This window comes from Rufibacter psychrotolerans (genome assembly GCF_016924645.1).
GTDB classification, from domain to species: domain Bacteria; phylum Bacteroidota; class Bacteroidia; order Cytophagales; family Hymenobacteraceae; genus Nibribacter; species Nibribacter psychrotolerans.
On record NZ_JAFFJV010000011.1, the window covers coordinates 351417 to 370168 of the forward strand.

16 protein-coding genes are annotated in these 18752 nt (G+C 56.7%); 3 read left to right on the top strand and 13 right to left on the bottom strand.

Annotated features, from left to right (window positions below; genetic code table 11):
* Nucleotides 1–12 precede the first annotated feature (12 nt).
* Nucleotides 13–1443: a RagB/SusD family nutrient uptake outer membrane protein gene (locus JT718_RS12335; protein ID WP_205502999.1), complete on the top strand. Its 1431-nt coding sequence runs from the start codon at nt 13–15 to the stop codon at nt 1441–1443.
* 584 nt (nt 1444–2027) lie between these two features.
* Here JT718_RS12335 and JT718_RS12340 read toward each other — a convergent pair.
* The 5 genes from JT718_RS12340 to JT718_RS12360 form a co-directional block, all read right to left on the bottom strand.
* Nucleotides 2028–3119: a M48 family metallopeptidase gene (locus tag JT718_RS12340; protein WP_205503000.1), complete on the bottom strand. Its 1092-nt coding sequence runs from the start codon at nt 3117–3119 to the stop codon at nt 2028–2030.
* Nucleotides 3120–3130: 11 nt separating this feature from the next.
* On the bottom strand, nt 3131–4096 hold the full coding sequence (locus JT718_RS12345; RefSeq protein ID WP_205503001.1) for a YjgN family protein: 966 nt from the start codon (nt 4094–4096) through the stop codon (nt 3131–3133).
* 130 nt (nt 4097–4226) lie between these two features.
* On the bottom strand, nt 4227–5462 hold the full coding sequence (locus tag JT718_RS12350) for an S-adenosylmethionine:tRNA ribosyltransferase-isomerase (RefSeq protein WP_205503002.1): 1236 nt from the start codon (nt 5460–5462) through the stop codon (nt 4227–4229).
* A gap of 339 nt (nt 5463–5801) precedes the next feature.
* Nucleotides 5802–6224, bottom strand: a complete 423-nt coding sequence (locus JT718_RS12355; RefSeq protein WP_205503003.1) for a DUF2721 domain-containing protein — start codon at nt 6222–6224, stop codon at nt 5802–5804.
* A gap of 34 nt (nt 6225–6258) precedes the next feature.
* Nucleotides 6259–6756: a hypothetical protein gene (locus tag JT718_RS12360; RefSeq protein WP_205503004.1), complete on the bottom strand. Its 498-nt coding sequence runs from the start codon at nt 6754–6756 to the stop codon at nt 6259–6261.
* A 457-nt stretch (nt 6757–7213) separates the two neighbouring features.
* Here JT718_RS12360 and JT718_RS12365 point away from each other — a divergent pair, with 457 nt between their 5' ends.
* Nucleotides 7214–8389, top strand: coding sequence for an aspartyl protease family protein (locus JT718_RS12365; protein WP_205503005.1), 1176 nt, complete (start codon nt 7214–7216; stop codon nt 8387–8389).
* Between the two features lie 55 nt (nt 8390–8444).
* Here JT718_RS12365 and JT718_RS12370 read toward each other — a convergent pair whose 3' ends face one another.
* From JT718_RS12370 to JT718_RS12395, 6 genes are all read right to left on the bottom strand, one after another.
* Nucleotides 8445–9332, bottom strand: coding sequence for an NAD(P)-dependent oxidoreductase (locus tag JT718_RS12370; protein WP_374729166.1), 888 nt, complete (start codon nt 9330–9332; stop codon nt 8445–8447).
* Nucleotides 9333–9423: 91 nt separating this feature from the next.
* Nucleotides 9424–10743, bottom strand: coding sequence for a sensor histidine kinase (locus tag JT718_RS12375; protein WP_205503007.1), 1320 nt, complete (start codon nt 10741–10743; stop codon nt 9424–9426).
* A gap of 240 nt (nt 10744–10983) precedes the next feature.
* Entirely contained in the window at nt 10984–11658 is a 675-nt protein-coding gene (locus JT718_RS12380; RefSeq protein WP_205503008.1) for a response regulator transcription factor, read from the bottom strand.
* Nucleotides 11659–11668: 10 nt separating this feature from the next.
* Nucleotides 11669–12613, bottom strand: a complete 945-nt coding sequence (locus JT718_RS12385; protein WP_205503009.1) for a hypothetical protein — start codon at nt 12611–12613, stop codon at nt 11669–11671.
* Nucleotides 12614–12691: 78 nt separating this feature from the next.
* Nucleotides 12692–13213, bottom strand: coding sequence for a hypothetical protein (locus JT718_RS12390; protein ID WP_205503010.1), 522 nt, complete (start codon nt 13211–13213; stop codon nt 12692–12694).
* A 366-nt stretch (nt 13214–13579) separates the two neighbouring features.
* Nucleotides 13580–14464: a hypothetical protein gene (locus tag JT718_RS12395; protein WP_205503011.1), complete on the bottom strand. Its 885-nt coding sequence runs from the start codon at nt 14462–14464 to the stop codon at nt 13580–13582.
* A gap of 353 nt (nt 14465–14817) precedes the next feature.
* Here JT718_RS12395 and JT718_RS12400 point away from each other — a divergent pair, with 353 nt between their 5' ends.
* Nucleotides 14818–15378 carry a hypothetical protein gene (locus JT718_RS12400; RefSeq protein WP_205503012.1) on the top strand — a complete coding sequence of 187 codons (561 nt, stop codon included), beginning with the start codon at nt 14818–14820 and terminating at the stop codon, nt 15376–15378.
* 219 nt (nt 15379–15597) lie between these two features.
* Here JT718_RS12400 and JT718_RS12405 read toward each other — a convergent pair whose 3' ends face one another.
* Both JT718_RS12405 and JT718_RS12410 read right to left on the bottom strand, forming a co-directional pair.
* Nucleotides 15598–17466: a CocE/NonD family hydrolase gene (locus JT718_RS12405; protein ID WP_205503013.1), complete on the bottom strand. Its 1869-nt coding sequence runs from the start codon at nt 17464–17466 to the stop codon at nt 15598–15600.
* Between the two features lie 78 nt (nt 17467–17544).
* Nucleotides 17545–18738 carry an acyltransferase family protein gene (locus tag JT718_RS12410; protein WP_205503014.1) on the bottom strand — a complete coding sequence of 398 codons (1194 nt, stop codon included), beginning with the start codon at nt 18736–18738 and terminating at the stop codon, nt 17545–17547.
* Nucleotides 18739–18752 lie beyond the last annotated feature (14 nt).

The following is an 18752-nucleotide window of genomic DNA, read 5'->3' on the forward strand; positions in this document are numbered from 1 at the left end:
ATCAAAAAGGAGATGAAAATAAACAAATTCATAGTAGGCCTGGGCCTGAGCGTGGCGTTGGTGTTCCCGGCCTGTAACGACGTGCTGGAGGTAGAGCCGGAGTTTCAAAGAGGAGGCAACTTTTCTTCCTTAGACGACTACCAGCTTTCTTTGACGGGTACGTACGCCCGCTTCAGGCAAACCGCCTATTTTGGCAGCGGCAGCCAGACCACCGGCACCTGGTCTATCCTGCCCGATCTGATGGGCGAGGACCTGGTGCAAACGGAGGAGGACTTGGCTAACTGGCAGAACCAGATTAACCTGGAGTACACCACCGACGACCCCGACGTGGCTTCTGGCTGGCTGGCCGCCTATTCTGTGATCACCCAGGCAAATATTACCCTACGGGGCATTGACCAGTTTGCGGCTGCCAACCAGGAGCGGGTAAACGAGATCAAAGGCCAGGCCCTGGCCATCAGGGCAATGGTGCATTTTGACCTGTTACGCTACTGGGGCGAGAGCTATGACCGGAACGCCACTGGCCTGGGCGTGCCCTACGTCACCGAGGTAGACATTGAGACCATGCCCGCCCGGCTGACCGTGAAAGAGACCTATGACAACATCTTCCGGGACATGGAGGAGGCCGAGAACCTGTTGGAGGGAGTGGAGCTGGACAATGATGCCAGGGCTTACATAGACCAACTGGCGGTGCAAGCCCTGCTGGCGCGCATGCACCTGTATGCGAAAGAGTATCCTGCCGCGGAAAGCTACGCCTCCCTGGTCATTGACCAGGTGCCCCTAGCCGACCAGGATGAGTTCGCCGAGATCTGGACCGATGCCTCCAGAGCCGAGGTGATCTGGGCGGTTTCTTACAACGCCGGGGAAGGAAGCCCTTCCAGCGGTATCTACAACGGCCCCGGAAACCGGAACCGCGCCAGGCCTTCAGAAGATCTGGTGGCTACCTACAACCAGGCCAATGACATCAGGTTTGATACCTACTTTGACTTTAGGGCGCTTGGGGAAGATACCAGAAGAATCCTGCGCAAATTCCTGGGCCGGGGCGCCACCGAAGACAACGTGGTAGATTGGAAGGTGATTAGGGTGGCGGAACTCTACCTGATCAGGGCCGAAGCCAGGGCCATGCAGCCCGGCAAACAGCTGCTGGCCCTGGCCGACCTGAACACGCTGCGCCGGGCCAGGATCAATAACTACGTAGACGTGGTGCTGGCCGGCCAACCCCTGCTGGATGCCATTGCCCTGGAGCGCCGCAAAGAGCTCATTGGCGAGGGGCACCGATTCTTTGACCTGAAAAGAACCACCCGCACGCTGGTAAGAACCGACGTTGATCTGCCCAGCACCAACGTTGAGGTGCTGCCCAACGCGCGCGAATGGGTGTGGCCAGTTCCGCAAGGGGAGATTGACGCCAACCCCAACATCAGAGGCCAGCAATCGCCGGGCTATTAGTTCCTGGTAACGCTCCTGGGACTAATACCCAAAGGAGCCTGCCCCAAGCAAAAGGCCCTTGCCAGTTTCAGCTGGCGAGGGCCTTTTGCTTGGGAAACAGTTCAGGAAATGCAGGAATCAAACCCAAAGGAGTGAGCGGACCATTCCTTTTCTAGCTCTGCCTGCCCTTTGCATGACAAGCCCACCAGGCAAGTTCCCGGGAAACCTCTTGCCCGTACAGGTTCATCCAAAGTGCGGGAATAAGCAGCACACGTTTCGGGGCTGTTTTATGGAAATTACGCCTAAACCAGTAACCCTTTGAGGGGAGTGTAGAATTAGATTCACAACTGCCGAGGCAAGCATTTTTAAGCCATTTTTGCTAAAACAGCCGCAAATTGGTCTCCTGCGGAAAGCTCCGCAAAGGCTTGGAATCCAGAGTAAACTTCCCACATACCCCCCTAAGGAAGAAGCTGCGCTGCACCGGCGATGAAAGTGCCTTCATGGCTTTTTTGGGCATTCACTTTTCCTGAGTTTCCTGTGGTTTGACCAATAAAAAAGCGCCTTCCTCAAGGCGCTTTTTTATTAATCGTTAGGCCGCTGGGCTTTTAGTTTTTCTCCAGTTTTTCCCAAAGCTTCTCCAAATCAGGAGCGGGGGCTGTGGCGTACGGTTGCTGCTTCATGAGCTCCTTTAGGTGCTGTATCCGCTCGTCCGTCAGGGGATGGGTGCTCAGCAGGCTTGGCAGCGAGCCGGTGTCTTTGTCTTCCGATTGCAGCCGTTGGAACAGGTGCTGCATGCCGGCGGGGTCTAGCTTGTTCGCCTTCAGGAGGCTGAAGCCAAGTTTGTCGGCCTCTTGTTCCAGGTTACGGCTGTATTCCAGAGACTTTAACTTGTCTGCGTTTTCCAGCACCACCGCCGAGATTCCGCTGATGTCATTGAACACAATGGACAGGAACAAGTAATGAGACAGGTTACGGGCCAGGGAGCGCATGGAGTGCCGCTCCTGGATGTGGGCAGCCTCGTGGCCCAGCAGGGCGGCAAATTCCTCGGGGCTCTGCAGCTTGTCCAGCAGGCCAGAGTACACCACCATGTGCCCGCCGGGCAAGGCAAACGCGTTCACGGTCTCAGACTCCACTACCGTTACGTGCAGCGGGTAGGTGGTGTCTACCTCCAGCTGCCGCAAGAACTGGTTGGCCAGCACCGTACGGGCAGAGTCTACCTCATCCTCAGAGACAAACTGCTTGTAAAACTGCTGGCCCATCCGCTCCTCGGCCGCCTGCGGTATTTTTTGCGCAATAAGGTCTGCAATGGCCGGAAGAAGGTAGACGTAGCAGGCCACCATAAGCCCCAGAAAGGCTACCCCCAGCAGCAGGAGCACCGGCATGCCGCCCTTGGGAGCCGGCAGGGCATTCTTGTGGAAGACCGCGGTAGGGTAGGCCTGCTTTATGATATCAGCGAACGTGGGGGAATGTACCTCCAGCGACTGAAACGGAAACTCTCCAAACTGCAGCACCGTTTTGTCGCGTTCGCGGTACGCGTGCGGCCTTATCTGGAGCGCCGGCCAGAACACCGGAGGAATGTCCGGTTCCTCTTCCGGCGCAGCGAAGTGCAGGGCCAAGCCCCCAGGCTCTACCACTACCTGCACCGGCAGGCCCCTGGACGATTGCCCGTCATAGTACGTTCCGGCAAATTCGGTCATGTGGCTAGTGGCTACACCCATCCCAGGTCCATCATGTCAGACACGTCTTCAAACACCGCGTCTTTGTACTCTTCCTCGGTCTGCAGCAGAGAGTCTGGGTTAAAGTCGCCCAGCAAATCGGTGTTGTTGATGATAAACCGGAGCGACCGCACGGTGGCCCAGGGAGTGCCCAGCCCCAGCGTGAAAAACACCAGCAGCAGGTTGCCCAGGATTAGCCTGGCGTACCCCAGCCCAGACACCGTAGAGTCCAGCCTGATTAGGTTGCCGTTCTGCTCCAGCAGGGTGTTGTTCATGTAAAACAAGTGCAGGTCTCTGATGTACCAGAACAGGTAAATGCCGAAGGTGAGCCCCGAGAGGATCATGCCTTTGAGATGAATCATGAACAGCTCCCCGCCCGTACCGTCGAACCGGAACTGGATGTTGCCCATGCGCAGGTGGCGCATCATGTATTGGCGCAGGTTTACCTCCAGCCAGGCCCGGTAAAAGCCCAGCGTGATGATGGTGAAGAAAACATCGCGGTAGAAGGCTAGACTAAGTTCTTTCAGGCTGCCGCGGTAGCCGAAGTGGATGCCCCGCCAAGAGGTTCTGGACATGCGGTACCGCATGCGGCCGTGCAGGGCCACCGGCACCAGCAGCACAATGGCTAGGAAAGCCGCCAGGTAGATGTAGGAAACCAGCACCAGGTCCTGGGCAAACACGGCGTACATTAAGGCGGCGTAGAAGGCTACCACCAGCACCAGGGCTTTGATGTAGCCCAGAAACATCTCTTTGCCGGTACCGTGGAACGTGAAAGGACTGCCCGCCAGCTTGGTTTTGCCGTAAGTGTAGCGCAGCTGGTTGGCTTTGGCCCACGGATAGTAAATTCCGAAGGTGACAAAGGTGAGCACCCAGTTGGCCAGCTGAATCTCAAAGAGCTGACCGCCTTTGCCCTGGAATTCCAGATCCAGGTTTTTGTCTGAAGAGTAATAAGATGCCATAAAGGGTTGTAGTGAAGATAGGTTTAGCTTGTTCTTGTTAAACTACAAAAAATAGGGCATCTGGCAACATGCGGCGGCCAAATAAATTCCGCTTTCTGAATATTCTGGGTTTATTCAAAAAGCGGAACCATCAGGAGGGCAGCAGCAGGGAGGAGTCGCCGTAGCTCAGGAAGCGGTAGCCGTTGGCCAGGGCGTGCTTGTACACCTTCTGCCAGGAGGGGCCAATAAGGGCGGCTACCAGCAGCAGCAAGGTGCTCTGGGGCTGGTGGAAGTTGGTCACCAGGCCGGTGCAAACCCTGAACTGGTAGCCCGGGGCAATGAGAATGCGGGTGGTGGCCTGCAAGTGGCTCAGCCCGTGGCTGGCCAGGTGGTGCAGGAGCGCCTCCAGGGCTTCGGGCAGGGAGAGGGTGGTGCGCACGTCATAGGGAAACCACTGCGGAAGAACCAGTTCCTCGCCTTCCTGCGGGAGCAGCCCCAGCGAGATACCGGCCCCTAGCCAGTACAGGCTTTCCAGAGTGCGCATGGACGTGGTGCCCACCGCAATCACGGGTTTAGCGCCGTGCTGCAGGAGTTGCTCAATAAAGGCTCTGCTCACCGAGAGCTGCTCCCCGTGCATGTAGTGGTACTCCATCAGTTCGGCCTTCACGGGTTTGAAGGTGCCGGCCCCCACGTGCAAGGTGACAAAGGCTTTCTGGTGGCCCTGGGCGGTGAGTTGGTCCAGTACCGCTGGGGTGAAGTGCAATCCGGCCGTGGGCGCTGCCACGGCGCCTGCCTCAGAGGCGTACACGGTCTGGTATCGTTCCTGGTCGGCGGCCTGCGCGTCGCGCTGCATGTAGGGCGGCAGGGGCAGCATGCCGGCCAGTTCCAGGATTTCGGCAAAGGTCTTCTCGCCGGGCGACCAGGTGAAATGGATGGCAAAGCCTTCCTCGGCGGGAGCCAGCCGTTCGGCCCACAGCGTGCCGGCTTCTGGGGTAGGGCCCAGCGGCATTTCCAGCCGGCCCTCGCGCCAGCGCTTGTTGTTGCCCACCAGGCACTTCCAGATCACCGAGTACGTCTGTTGCATGGCTTGCTGCACCTCGCGCACGGGCTCCAGGGGCTCCAGGCAGAATAGCTCAATGAGGCCGCCGGTACTCTTCTGGAACCTGAGACGGGCCTGTACCACCTTGGTGTCGTTGAAGACCAGGAGCGACTGGGCAGGCAACGCCGCCGGCAAATCCCTGAACTGGGCATCTGAAATGCGGTGATTCCTGTAAAGCAGAAGCTTGGATTGGTCGCGGTTCTCCAGCGGAAAGTGGGCAATCCGCTCTTCGGGCAGCGTATAGGTAAAATCAGAGATAGAAATCTGGCGCGGGTGTAAGCTAGGCATGTACTTCAATCACAAATAAGGCAACAAAGGTATAAAGAGGAAACCAGCATCAATAGCCCAAATCAGAAGTAATGCAGGCAGCCCCCTAAAATTATGGCAGCCCGCCTCTAAGCAGATTCCTGATAAATGCCAACTTGCGATGAGGAGAGAACAGGATTGGGGTAAAAATAGCATTATTCCTGTTGCGGGCAGGTGCCTTGTAGGCTAGGAGCGGGGGTATTTTCAGCCAGACTGGAGAGAAGCACCGCAGGAGGAAGAGAAAGGCCAAGAGCCTGCTGGCGGACCGTTTTAGGGCTGTTTTCAGAGAACTGGCCCTGAAACAGCCAGAGGTTGGTGAGCTTAGGAAGTAGGACCCAGCGGCGCAATGCTCTCCTCCTGCTCCAGGTCGCTCAGTTCCAGTTCCAGCGCCCTCACCGAGATCTGGATTTCCCACAGCGAAAGGGCCATGGAGATCATGAGCAGCACCAGGCTTATCCCGAAGATGATGGTGCCGGCGGTTTGCAGCCCGGCGTAGATCATGAACATGCACAGCACGCAGGAGAACATGCTGGCAATGCCAAACGCCTGCATGTTTCTGATGAGAATGAGGCGGGTGCGCAGGTTCTGGATCTGGCCGTAGATCAGGTGGCTTTGCGTGGTTTTGTACACGTGCTTCAGGTCCCTGATGAGCTTGGCCAGCGACATGAACCGGTTGGTGAACGCCAGGAGCAGCAACGACAGCGCCGGGAACAGCAGGGCCGGGGTGGTAAGCGTGATTTCCATAGCAAGGGGTTAACAGAAGGGCAGGCGTAAACCGCTACTCCTGCGGGGCATCGTCCTCGTCTGACTGAAACTCCAGGTCTTCGGCCAGGTCCAGGGTCCTTTCCAGCAGGTCATCGGTTTCCTCCTTGGAAGAGGCGTTAAGGGTTTCCTCAAACAGGGCCAGCACGTGCTCGGCATCGGCGTTCACGTACAAATCTGTGTAGAGCTCCTCAAACAGGTGGGCCTTTTTCTGGATAATCTGGTCAATGGCCTGTACCGAGGTGGCCTGCAGGGCCTCCTTGAGAAGGTCACGCACCTGAAGGCTTTCCTCGTCGCCGCCCAGGTCGGTGAGCAGTTGCAGCAAGGTAATGCCCAGGCCCAGGCGCAGGCGCTCAAACCGGAAGCTTACCTCTTCCTGGCTTTTGCGGCCGGGGCGGGCTTCCTGCAGGGCCTTTTCCAGGTCAAAATAAAGGGGAGACAGCTGGAGGGTCAGGTCTGTGGGCTGGGGGCCGAACACCTGTTGCAGTAAGTCTTGGTATAGTGAATCGCTCATAGCAGTAAGTACATTAGCAGCGGGTACCCCCGATGCAGCCTGGCAAGATAGTGAAAGAACCAATGTGGTTCAGGGCAAATTTCTCAAAAACGCGCCGGAATCAAAACCGGGGAACGGCTCTGCCCACTTTTCAACGCTAACCGCTAACGGGCTTTCTGGGTTGCGCCCTGGCGTGGAAAACAGGCTGTTTCAGGGTGGCCGGGGCAAGCAACCCTTTGCGGGGAAGCGTGTCTGTACGATAGGCCGAAACAGGGCCGAATCCCCAAAAACAGGCTGAAAACAGCCGCTGGAACGGTGGTTTATTTTGTGCGGAATATTCTTTACCTTACTATGACTGAACAATCATTCTATGGGGAACCTGGTGCAAATATTGCCTGCTGTAAGGTGCTGCCTGCTGCTGGTATTCTTTTGCGCGTGGGTGGCCCAACCGCTGGTCTGGGCCCAGAAGAGACCCCTTATGGAGGAAGACAGCCTGGTGTTCAGCTCAAGCCGCAAGAAGGTCAGGATCCCGTTCCAGCTTATCCATAACCTCGTCATCATTCCGGTGCAGATCAACAACTCCAAGCCCCTCAACTTTGTGGTAGACACCGGCGTGGACCGCACCCTGCTCATGGAAATAGGGGAGTTTGACACCATCTCGCTCAACAACGTGGAACGGCTCTCCCTGCGGGGGCTGGGAAAAGGGACGGGCATTGAGGCCATTCTCTCGTCGGGCAACAAGATGCAGCTGGCGGGGGTGGAGGCCAACAACCAGAAAGTGCTCATGCTGGAAGACAACATCTTTGACCTTTCGGCCCGGCTGGGGGTGCAGGTGAATGGCATTATTGGGTACCCGCTCTTCAAGGCCTTTGTGGTGGAGCTTGACTACGAAGCCAGGATTATGACCCTGTACAAACCGGGCACCTACCCCGCCCGGAAAGCCCGCAAGAGTGCCATGGTGCCGCTGGCCATTGAGGGGGCAAAGCCCTACGTGCAGGTGGAGGTGGAGTTCCCCGACGGGAAGAAGTACCCGCTGCGCCTGATTGTGGACAGTGGCATGAGCGCCTGCGTGCTGCTCTACCCGCCTACCTTGCCCGGCGTCAAGATTCCGGAGAAAAGCATTTCGGCGTACCTGGGCCGGGGTCTGAACGGCGACATCCACGGGGAGATTGCCCGCGTGGAGAAGCTGCAGTTGGGGGAGTTTACCCTGCGCAAGCCGCCCGCCTCGTTCCCAGATTCCATGTCTATCCGGTACGCTCTGGGGCTCAACAACAGAAACGGCAACCTGGGGTCAGATGTGCTGCAGCGCTTCAGGGTGGTGTTTGATTACCAAAATTCCCAGATGCTGCTCAAACCCAACACCCGCTTTAAGAAGCCTTTCTTCTACAACCTGAGTGGGCTGGAGCTGTACAGCCCCATTCCGGGCCTTAACTTCTACACCATTGCCCACGTGATCCCCAACTCGCCCGCCGAGAAAGCGGGCCTGGAGGCGGGCGACGCGCTCATCAGCATCAACGGCGTGAAGTGCCTGGACAAAACCTTCAACGAGGTGTTGGACCTGTTCCAGAACCACCCCGGCCGCAAGCTTCAGTTAAAGGTGAGCCGGCAGTATAAGTCATTTGATACCACGCTCCACCTCCAGGATTTGATTTAGGGAGCTGGTCCGTTTCGGGTCGGTTTTTCGCCAAACCGGCCCGAAACGGCCAGGGTTATTTTGGATTCACAAACTGGTACAGGGCGGAGAAATCTTCCTCGGCCAGGCCGGCTTGCTTGGCTTGCCCGAAGAGCTCTTTCACGGTGGCCAGCGTGGGCAGGGCAACGCCTTGCTCATAGGCGGTCACGGCGGCCAGGTGCAGGTCTTTGTGCATCCACTCCAGCGGAAACTCCGGGGAGAACTCGCGGTGGAGGAGCTTCTGCTCCTTCAGCTTGAGGAAAGGCGCGCCGCCCGGGCCGTTGAGTAGGGTCTGGCACAGCACTTCCTCCGTGATGCCCAGCGCGGTGCCCAGCCGCAAGGCTTCGGCGAACGCCGCCATGATCTGGCCGAAGAGCATGTTGTTGACCATTTTCATGCTGGCTCCCTGCCCGTGCGGCCCAATGTGCAGCACGGCGCGGCCCATCACGTCCAGCAGGGGTTTTACTTCTTCCACGTCTGGGGCCTCACCGCCCACCAGGAACACCAGTTGGCCGGTCTCGGCGGGCTTGAGCGAGCCAGAAACCGGGGCATCCAGGAAGCGGTGCCCCATTTTGAGCGCTACCTGGGCCATGCGTTTGGAGAACGAGGGGTTCACGGTACTGGCGTCTATCCAGAGGGAGTTGCCCGGCAGCTCTTTCAGGAAACCCTGCTGGCCCAGGGCCACTTCCTCCACCGCCTCGGGGGTGGCCAGCATGGTGAAGACCACGCGGCACTGGCGGCCCACTTCCTCGGGTGTTTGGGCCAGGGTGGCGCCGTTTTGCACTAATTCTTCTGCCTTTTGGGCGGTGCGGTTGTACACCACCAGGTCATGGCCTGCTTTCTGCAGGTTGGCGGCCATGCGGCTGCCCATGATGCCTAATCCTATAAAGCCTACTTTCATGTGTGTCTGGGTTTGTTGCGGCACGAAAGTAAGGATTTACGCATGGGCCAGGCAAGTGGCCACCGCAAAGCGCCGTTTTAAGGCTGTTTCTGCAAAATATGCCCCTAAACAGCCGTTAAGCCGCTTGCTTGAACTGGAACCTAAACGTGGTGCCCTGCCCCACAACCGACTGCACCGAAAGCTCTATGCCGTGGAAGTTGGCGATGGTTTTCACGATGGTGAGGCCCAGGCCGTGGCTTTCGCCGTCTGGGGCGTGCAGGCGCTTGAACCGGCTGAAAATAGTGGACAGCTGCTCCTCCGGAATGCCCACGCCCGTGTCACAGACCGCCAGTTCGTAGCCCTTGGCCGTGGGCTGGCCTTTCACCGTGATGCTGCCCTGGGGCTGGTTGTACTTGATGGCGTTGTTGACCACGTTGAAGAGCATGGTGAACAGCAGAGACTGGTTGGCCTTCAGGAGCTTGAAATCGCCGGTCAGGTCTGTGTGGAGGCTGATGTCGCGCACTTCGGCCCGGTCTCTGATTTCCTCCGCCACTTCCCGGGCCAGGTGCGGAATATCCACCACCTCGTTGCGCAGGTATTGCTCGTTCTCAATGCGCGACACCAGCAACAGCGACTGAATGATGTTTTTGAGCCGGTGCAGGGTGCGCAGGTTGTCTACCAGTTTCTCCAGCTGGCTTTCGGGCGTGGCCGGGTCGGCGAGCATGTTCTCCAGGCGGGTCTGCAGAATAGACACCGGCGTAAGCAGCTCATGCGACACGTTGCCTATGAACTCCTTCTCCTTCTGGAACGCCTCCTGGATCTGGCCCATCATGGCGTTAATGGTGTTGTTGAGGTACAGGAAGTCGCTGGTGGTGGTGTTGAGTTGCTTGGGCGTAAAGGCGCTGGGGTGCTCCACACGCTGCAAGCGCTTGACAATGAGGGTGAGCGGGCGCAGCAGTATCTTGCTGAAGGCCAGGTCAGTAAAGACGGTGAGCAAGACCACCGCCGCCAGAAAAATAAGGGCGTATTTCTGCAGCTGCTCGCTGTTGTGCTCAATGGTGGCCAGCGAGCGGCCAATTTCCAGCAGGTACCGCTTGCCGCCCAGGTCAAAGGTAGAGGAGAGCACCCGGTAGTTGACCACCTCGTTCTCCACCTTGCGGAGGCTGTTCTCAATGCTGTTCACCACCTTGCCCGAGGAGATCTCCTCCAGCGAGATAAACTCTTCCCTGAACAGGTTGTAGCTGCCGTACGCGTCGCCGGTTTCCCCGGTGATGAACGAGGCAATGCCCTGCTCTTCAATAATCTGGTACATGCGTTCCTCTTTCTGCAGCAGGCGAAGGTCGGCGTTGAGCAGGGCCACTTTGTTGACAATGGTGGGCAAGCCCAGCACCAGCAACAGCAAGATCACAATCTTGGAAGCCGCGCTGAAGAGGGCTAGTTTGGTTTGGAGGCGCATTAATGTAATGTGCTGTTGTTTGAATGTGCTAATGTGTTAATGAATTTGGCTATGTGCAGATGGGCAGGTGTAAGATGTTTTTACTGTTTGGCCTTCTAGGGTAAAAGTCATGGAAAAAACTGTTTGTAGTTTGTTTTGGGCAAAACTGGCCAGAAACGGCAAGTTTTCCTTTCTCAAGCCTGTGTACCTCCCAACTTTCCGAAAGAAAATAGCACATTAGCACATTCAGCAATTAGCACATTAAACTGTTAACCGGTAGCCCACGCCGCGCACGGTCTCCAGCCAGTCGGTAGGGGCGTAGGCCGATAGTTTCTTCCGGAGGTTTTTGATGTGCACGTCTATGTAGTTGGAGTCATAGTCATCTTCCAGCACGTTGCCCCAGATGTGCTCGGTGAGCTGCAGGCGGGTCAGGATGCGGTTCTTGTGCAGCAGGAGGTAATGCAAGATGTCAAACTCCTTTTTGGTGAGGGTAATCTCGCGGCCCTGGTGTGAGACCCGGCGCGCGCTGCTGTCCAGCTCAAACCCATGAAACGCCGCCACTGAAGACTTTAACTTGAATTTACGCCGCAGCACGGCCTGCATGCGGGCCTGCAACTCCAAGAGGGAGAAAGGTTTGGGCAGGTAGTCATCGGCACCTAAGCCCAGCCCGTGGATGCGGTCTTCCAGCGAGCCCCGCGCGGTGAGGATGATCACGGCCGGGTCATGGTCCAGTGCCCGGGTTTCCTTCAGCAGGTCCAGGCCCTCGTAGTCGGGCAGGCCCAGGTCCAGGAGGATGAAATCATACAGGTTCACGGCTATTTTCTCAGAGGCCTCGCGGCCGTTAGAGGCCCAGTCGCATTTGTAGTGCTCCTGCGAAAGAAAATAGGAAAGTTCATTGGCCAGGCCTGCCTCGTCTTCAACAATCAGGATGTGCATAGGGTAGGCGTTAAAAGGTGTAACTCATGTTGAACGTATAGAAAGACTGAGGCGCGGACTCGTCTCCCTCCACCTTGTTCACCGGAATGGAGTAGCGGTACGAAGGCTCAAAATCAAATTTTCCCAAGCTGAACACCACCGGCAGGTAAAAAGAATAGTTCAGCACCCTGAAGCGGCGGGCCGTGGTAGTGGTAGTAGTGGTGGTGGTGCCCCCGTTGTTTCCGTTGCCATTCCCGTTCCCGTTCCCGTTTCCATTTCCATTGCCGTTGCCGCTACCCGGCAGGATGGGGTCCAGGATGGTGCCTGCCCCCTTGTCTTTCTGCTTGTTCTGGGTCACCACGGTATGCTCCTCGGAGAACTGCTGGGTACCGGCAATTATGCTGATCTTGGGGTCCAGCCCCACCGGGTTCTTGCCTTTCCAGAGCGGCTCCAGCGGAATGTAGCGCGAGTTCTCCAGAACGGTGAACAGGTCATTGCTGCCCCCGAAGATGTAGCTGGTGGCCAGCCCCGTGTACAGGATTTTCCAATCATAGCTGCCCGAGGCGGTCACCGCGTTGGAGGTCACCGACTGGATCAAGGGCGTATTTGGCCCGAAGATGAACCGGGTGTAGCTAACCGATCCATCAAACCGCTCGCCCAGCTTGAACCCGTAGCCGGCAGACACGTCGGTCTCGTCTACAAAGTCCTCGGTGTCAAACAACTGGTAAGACATGGCTGACACAAACAGGCCCGAGGCGTGGGTGTAGGTCAAGGAAGTGGCTACGTACGGGTACTGCCGGGCCGTGTTGCGCCCAAAGAAAGAGGCGTTGTTGGCGGCTTCCAGGCCAATGGTAAACCAGCCCTTCTTTTCTTTCTCAGGGGCGGGGGCGGCCGTTTCGGGGCCTTTTTTCAGAGATTGCCCTGAAACTACCAGGCTGCAACATGCCAGAAAACAGAATACAAGTACCTTGTTCATCTGTGTAGAGATTAGGTTAAGGGTAAACAGGCAAGGCGGGACACGGAGTGGTGCCCTGCGTGCAGGGGCAACCCAAAATTAGTTTTTACCTGGTTTGATTACGGGGCCCACGCCCACCTTGCCGCCCACCTTTACCGGTTTGGTAGCCTTTACGGCATTGCCCACGCTTTTAGTGGCCGAGGAAGCACCTGATCTTACGGCGCGGGCAGCGCCCCTGCCCGGCCGGGCCGCCGATCTGGGAGCTTTGGCTCTGGCGTTCACCTCGGCCCCAGCCTCCACTTTTTCGGGCTTGCCCTGGCGGCGGGCGGTGGCTACTTTTTTCACGTCTCCGTCATTTTCCTGTTCAGCTCCGCCGGTTTTCTGCTTGCCCCGGGCCTTTTTGGGCTTTTCCTGGTCCGGGCTGGCGAGGGCATCTGGGGTGGCCTGCGGCACTTCCAGGCCTGTTTCTACGCCCGCGGCCTGGCCTGGTTCCTCTAGAGAGACCCGCAGGGCCGCGTCGGGGGTGGCCTTGGGCGTTAATGGCTGGTCAGCGGCTGTGGGCCGGGCAAAGGAAGAAAAGGCGGTAAGAACAAGGACCGCAAGTACGCTAAGTTCTTTCATATGGGTAAGTTGCTTTCAAATAACTGCTGCGTCCAGACTTTTAGGACGAGGGGTAGGGTAGAGGAAGGCTTTTCTGCCTTCTTGGGTTTGTGAATGGTATGCTGCTGCGAAGTTACTGATTGCTGCTGCGGAACTAGAAGAGAAAACGGTGTTTTCATACGCATAAAGGAGTTTATCTACCTGAAGGTTCCGGCCACCGGGAGAAGCTCAACCCTTTGTGCGCTTTCCCCGAAAGCCGGAATAGAAGTAGCTAGTAGCCAGTTCATGATAAAGCAGACGCTGATTAAGAATTTCATAGCAGAAGGTGTTAAGGTGAGAGGGAAGGAGGGTTGCTCCTGAGGGAGCAGGAGCAACCCAGGAATAGTCTTATCTAAGGCCCACGTTGAGGGAAGCCCCGGTATGTACTTTCACCGGTTTCACGGCTCCTTTGGTAGAGAGCCGGGTAGAACCGTTGGCCTTGCGGGAGGCCGACGTGGCCGCGTGAACCGTACCGTTGGCCGTGGCCCGGGCCCGGCTGGCTCTTGCCTGGCTTTTGGCAGTGGCGGTTTTTTTCACTTGCTGTCCTTTCACCAGGCCAACTTCCACCGCTTCTTGGGCTTGGGCGCTTACCCGGTCGCCGTGGTTCTCGGGGTGGGCTTGGGGGGCCTTCAGGTCTGCGCTGGTTTTTACCTCAGCCCCGGCCTGAAGCTGGGAGGCGCCATTGACCGTAGCGGCAGCGGCGTCAAGCGCTGGTTGCGTTTGCGCCTGGGTGTTCTGTTCTGCCGCTGCCTGGGTTTGGGCGGCCGTCTTCCTGGTTTCTTTTTTCAGCTCGCGGGCGGCTTCCAACTGGGCCTTGGTGGTAGCTTTGGTGGTTGCCTTGGCCTGAGCCGCCGATTGCTGGGTCTCCTCTTTTGTTTGGCGGGCGGCATCCAGCCCTGCTTTGGCGTTTACCCTGGCTTCTGCCCTGGCCTGGGCCGAGGCCTCCCGGGCTGCTTTCTTCTGGGCCTTCAGTTCCTCCCGGTGGGCTCTGGCGGCTTCTTTCTGCCCTTGCACCTGGTCTCTGCCGGCTCTGGCAACCTGGCGCACGGTCTCCCCCTTGCCGGAAACATCAGCCGTCACCTCGGTGGAGGCGGTGCTGTGGGCAGTGGTGCTTACCGTCTGGCCGTGGTTGGCCTGTGCTTTGGTTTTCTGCGCGGCAGCGCCCGAACCGGTTTGCGCAAACGAAGCGGCAGAGAGCAGGAAAGCGGCAATCACAAACGTTACTTTTTTCATAATGACGGGTGGTTTTAACTGGTTAGTGGGTCAAAACTATTTTGTCAAGATGAAGAGAAAATGAAGAAACGGCTTCAGACGAAATTTTTTCAGAAAAATTTTCAGTACCCCCTAGAATCTGGGAATCCAGGCGCTTTAAGGCACTTTGGCAGATTTTATGGTTTGTGGTAGCCAGCCTCTCTTGTTTCCTGCCAGAGGAAGTTATAATTATGGAGGATGAAGTTGATGAAGAGATGCGCTGAAGCAGTTTCTAATCTTTTAACTCCGGGGCAAAGGTTTTCCGGCGCCGGTAAGCTGCCCGTTTTGCCCTTTTTTCAGAAAAACTGACCAGAAACACCATTGCCGTTGACTGTATGAAAATCAGATTACTTCTTTCCTGTTTGGTAGTGGCAGGTACTACCATGCTGCTGCCGGGGTGCGATAGCCAGGAGGAGCCCACGCCCGAGAATCAACTACTGTTGGGCAAATGGAAAGTGGTCACCCATGAAGGCACGCTCAAGCCCTACACGGGCGCAGACATACCAGCCGGATACTTTTATCTGGCGCCCCGTTATAGCGTGTCGGGCGGCGACAGCCTGTACTGGCAATTTGAGCAAGGCGGTCACGTGAAGATCAAAGACGCCTTCGTAAGACCGTTCGGCCGTTATCCGGGCGTTCCGGCAGGTCCCATTGCCTATCCCGCCGATTCTGTCTTTCTGGTGCCTGAGCAAGCCCTCACGTGGAAGGAGAAGGAAGGGAGCCTTTTCGTGATGATTTCCTCAGAAACCCACCAATACAAGATAGAGAAGCTGGATCAGGACTCGCTGGTGCTGTGGAGCCAGGGCGTTACCATTTGGCAGGAGAGAAGCCAGCCCTTGATGTTTGAAACCTTGTATGCGTCCAGGGTGCGGCTGGCCCGCTGGAACCAGGACTGAATGATCTTCCCTGTTTCAGGGCAGTTTTCCATGGAATGGGCTTGAAACAGAGCTAACCTGCCGCCCCATGCGGCGGGTGTTCCCCAACAAGGATAAATGCATTTGCCGGTGCAAACACCAGGTAGGGAGAAGGTGTCAACTCAGGTTCAATCCTATATAAGACAGAGAAGCCGCTCTAGTAAGATAGAGCGGCTTCTCTGTTTTTAAGAAGAAAGGTTTTTACAGCACTTTTACCTTCAGGTAAGAAGGTTGCTGGGCACTGTGGTACACCCGGTGGGTGGCTTTCTGGAAGTCTTCGGCTTTGGCCTGGTAGATGTTGGGCACAAACTTCTGCGGATTGCGGTCTACCAGCGGGAACCAGGTGCTTTGTACCTGTACCATGATGCGGTGGCCTTTCTTGAACGTGTGCAGCACATCCTGCAACGGTACATTCACGGCCGTTACCTGGTTAGGCGTGAACGGCTCAGGTTTCTCGTAGCTGTTCCGGAAACGGCCCCGTAAGACCTCGCTGCGCACCATTTGCTGATAACCGCCCATTTTCACGCTAGATGGATTATGGGCGTTCTGGCGGGCGGTGTCTGGGTACACGTCTATCAGTTTCACTACCCAATCGGCGTCTGAGCCGGTGGTGGAGACGTTGAGCGCGCTCAGGATTTCGCCGGCCAAAGTAATGTCTTCGGTCAGTACATCGGTTTGGTAGGTCAACACATCCGGCCGGCGGCTGGCGAAGCGCTGGTCATCGGTCATGTACTCGCGGGTCATGCCCACGGTGGTTTCCTCGGAGAACGGCACGGGTTTGCTGGGATCGCTGATAAACTCGTCAAAGCCGGTTCCGGTGGGTTTCTCAAAGCTGAGTTTCCCGTTCTCCCCGAAGTACAGCAGACGTTCCTGCGTGTTTTTGGGTGGCCACGCGGCAAATTCTTTCCATTGGTTGGCCCCGGTGTTGAACATGTAGGCTTCGGGGAGGTCTGGTTTGCCTTTGCTGTTTTCTTTCAGGTAGTGGCGGAAGAATCTGGCTTCTATGTTAGGCCGGTAGAACTCAGAGGTGTTCTGGCGGAAAGAAACTTTGCCCAGGTGTTCGCCCGCAGAACGCGCCCACCCGCCGTGGAACCACGGGCCCATTACCAGGGTGTTATAGGTTTTCGGGTTGTTTTTCTCAATGGTTTTGTAGGTCTCCAGCGCCCCGAAGAGATTTTCGGCGTCAAACCAGCCGCCTACCACCATCACCGCAGGTTTAATGTTTTTCAGGTGCGGCCTGATGTTCATGGCTTGCCAGAAGGAATCATAATTGGGGTGCTGCATGATGTCGTTCCAGAAAGAAACGTTGTTTTTCAGGTACAGGGCGTTGGCGTTGCTCAACGGACCCATGCGCAGGAAAAAGTCATAACCGTCTGGGGTGCCGTGGTTGAAACGCGGTGCGCCGGTAGGCGAGGGCTGCGGCCGTGGTTGCCCAAAACTGGCCAGGAAATTAAACGCGTGCGGCAGGAAAAACGCGCCGTGGTGGTGGAAATCGTCCCAGAACCAATCGGTGACCGGGGCTTGCGGCGAGGCGGCTTTCAGGGCAGGGTGGTTGCTCAACAGACCCACGGTGGTGTAGTAGCCAGGGTAGGAGATACCCCATTGGCCCACGCGGCCGTTGTTGTTGGGCACGTTTTTCACCAGCCAGGCAATGGCGTCATAAGAATCGGTGCTCTCGTCCACGTCTTTCTTGCCTTTCTGGGCAATGATAGGCTTCATGTTGATGAACTCACCCTCGCTCATGTACTTGCCCCGCACATCCTGGTAGGCAAAAATGTAACCCTCGCGCAGCATCTCAGAAGACGGCCCGATGCTGGTTTTGTATTTATCCTCGCCGTACGGCCCCACCGAGTACGGCGTGCGGTTCAGCATGATGGGGTATTTCTGGCTTTGGTCTTTGGGCGCGTACACAATGGTGTAAAGCTTCACGCCATCGCGCATGGGTACCTGGTGCTCGGTTTTGGTGTAGTTCTGCCGGATGTACGCCGAGTCAGTGAGGGTCTGGGCAGTGGCAGTCAGCGAAGTCCAGAGCAGGACCAGCAGCAGCCACTGCCAACGGATTGATTTCATATGCGGTTTGTTTGAATAGGTTGGAACGGGAAATTAGCCATTTCCCGCTCAGAGGCCAAATTCAAATAAGCCAGGGCATTAGAAACAAGAACCCACCACTACTTTACCTGACTCTTTTTGCTCTACCGCCACCGGGGGCATGGCCGGAACCGCGGGCTTTCTGGGCGCTAACCCAAACGGAACCCGGAGCCAGTTAATCGGCATGATCACGTATCTGACCAGGACAAAGCATAAGACAAAGGTACCCCCAGAAATCAGGGCGAATTTGGGGAAAATGGCCCAATCCAGATCGCGCAGGTAAAAGGCCAGGGCCACAATCACCGTCTGGTGCAGGATGTAAAACGGATACACCATCTCATTGGCCTGCGCCAGGTATTTTCCTTTGAAGCTAAGGTGCGTCATGGCAAACCCCAGAAGGGTCATCAGCCAGAACCAACGGTTACAGGACTTGAGGACGAAGTACATTGTCTGCTGGGCTGGGGAAAGGGCTTCAAACTCGCGGTCATGCATCAAGAAAAGCAGCAAACTGAACGCAGAAACTCCCAATACCAAGCTGCCAAAGCGCACATCTTTGATCTTCTGCTGTAGCTGGGGCAATTTCATGAGCAGAAACCCGAACAAAAACATGGTGATGTACAGGAAGTGATTGGCCCAGTCGTCTACTAAGGCATTGGTGGCCGGAAACTTTCTGTTGAGCAGCACCGCCCCAAGGGAAAGCCACATTGCCGGCGCCACCAGCAGCAACCACCGTTTACTTGCCGTTTCCTGTATCTGGGTCTTGCGGAGGTAAAGCAATACGGGCAACAGCAGCAGGCTGTAACACAGCACGTACGCCAGGTACCAGAGGTGGTGCCAGCTAAAATTCCCCTGAGGATAAGGTTCAAACTCGAAAATGGAAGGGAAAAACTGGAAGTAGTTGCCCTGAAAGCCTTGGGTCAGTCGTTCAAAGTACACCTGGGGCGGCACTACTACCAGCATCCCGATCACCAGAGGCAACAGAATCCTTTTGAGCCGGTCTTTGGTGAAAGTGCCCGCCGGCCGATAGCCTAAGGCATAGTACACGCCCACCCCCGATACCAGAAAGATAAGCGACATGCGCCACTGGCTCATGAACTGCATGGGCAGTTCCAAGGCTTCGCTGAGTTGGTTGTTCTTGAGGTGCCACTCCCAGGCCACGAAGAACATACCCGTATGGTAGAAAATGAGGAGGCTAAACGCCAGCACCCGTAGCCAGTCAAATTCATACCGGCGTGTTTTGATGAGGTTTTCCATAGTCGTTTGTTTTT

Bases quoted from the DNA above. Each gene is read 5' to 3' on its own strand.
- JT718_RS12335 (WP_205502999.1), top strand. From the start codon at position 13: ATGAAAATAAACAAATTCATAGTAGGCCTGGGCCTGAGCGTGGCGTTG.
- JT718_RS12340 (WP_205503000.1), bottom strand. From the start codon at position 3,119: ATGACCGAATTTGCCGGAACGTACTATGACGGGCAATCGTCCAGGGGC.
- JT718_RS12345 (WP_205503001.1), bottom strand. From the start codon at position 4,096: ATGGCATCTTATTACTCTTCAGACAAAAACCTGGATCTGGAATTCCAG.
- JT718_RS12350 (WP_205503002.1), bottom strand. From the start codon at position 5,462: ATGCCTAGCTTACACCCGCGCCAGATTTCTATCTCTGATTTTACCTAT.
- JT718_RS12355 (WP_205503003.1), bottom strand. From the start codon at position 6,224: ATGGAAATCACGCTTACCACCCCGGCCCTGCTGTTCCCGGCGCTGTCG.
- JT718_RS12360 (WP_205503004.1), bottom strand. From the start codon at position 6,756: ATGAGCGATTCACTATACCAAGACTTACTGCAACAGGTGTTCGGCCCC.
- JT718_RS12365 (WP_205503005.1), top strand. From the start codon at position 7,214: ATGGAGGAAGACAGCCTGGTGTTCAGCTCAAGCCGCAAGAAGGTCAGG.
- JT718_RS12375 (WP_205503007.1), bottom strand. From the start codon at position 10,743: ATGCGCCTCCAAACCAAACTAGCCCTCTTCAGCGCGGCTTCCAAGATT.
- JT718_RS12380 (WP_205503008.1), bottom strand. From the start codon at position 11,658: ATGCACATCCTGATTGTTGAAGACGAGGCAGGCCTGGCCAATGAACTT.
- JT718_RS12385 (WP_205503009.1), bottom strand. From the start codon at position 12,613: ATGAACAAGGTACTTGTATTCTGTTTTCTGGCATGTTGCAGCCTGGTA.
- JT718_RS12390 (WP_205503010.1), bottom strand. From the start codon at position 13,213: ATGAAAGAACTTAGCGTACTTGCGGTCCTTGTTCTTACCGCCTTTTCT.
- JT718_RS12395 (WP_205503011.1), bottom strand. From the start codon at position 14,464: ATGAAAAAAGTAACGTTTGTGATTGCCGCTTTCCTGCTCTCTGCCGCT.
- JT718_RS12400 (WP_205503012.1), top strand. From the start codon at position 14,818: ATGAAAATCAGATTACTTCTTTCCTGTTTGGTAGTGGCAGGTACTACC.
- JT718_RS12405 (WP_205503013.1), bottom strand. From the start codon at position 17,466: ATGAAATCAATCCGTTGGCAGTGGCTGCTGCTGGTCCTGCTCTGGACT.
- JT718_RS12410 (WP_205503014.1), bottom strand. From the start codon at position 18,738: ATGGAAAACCTCATCAAAACACGCCGGTATGAATTTGACTGGCTACGG.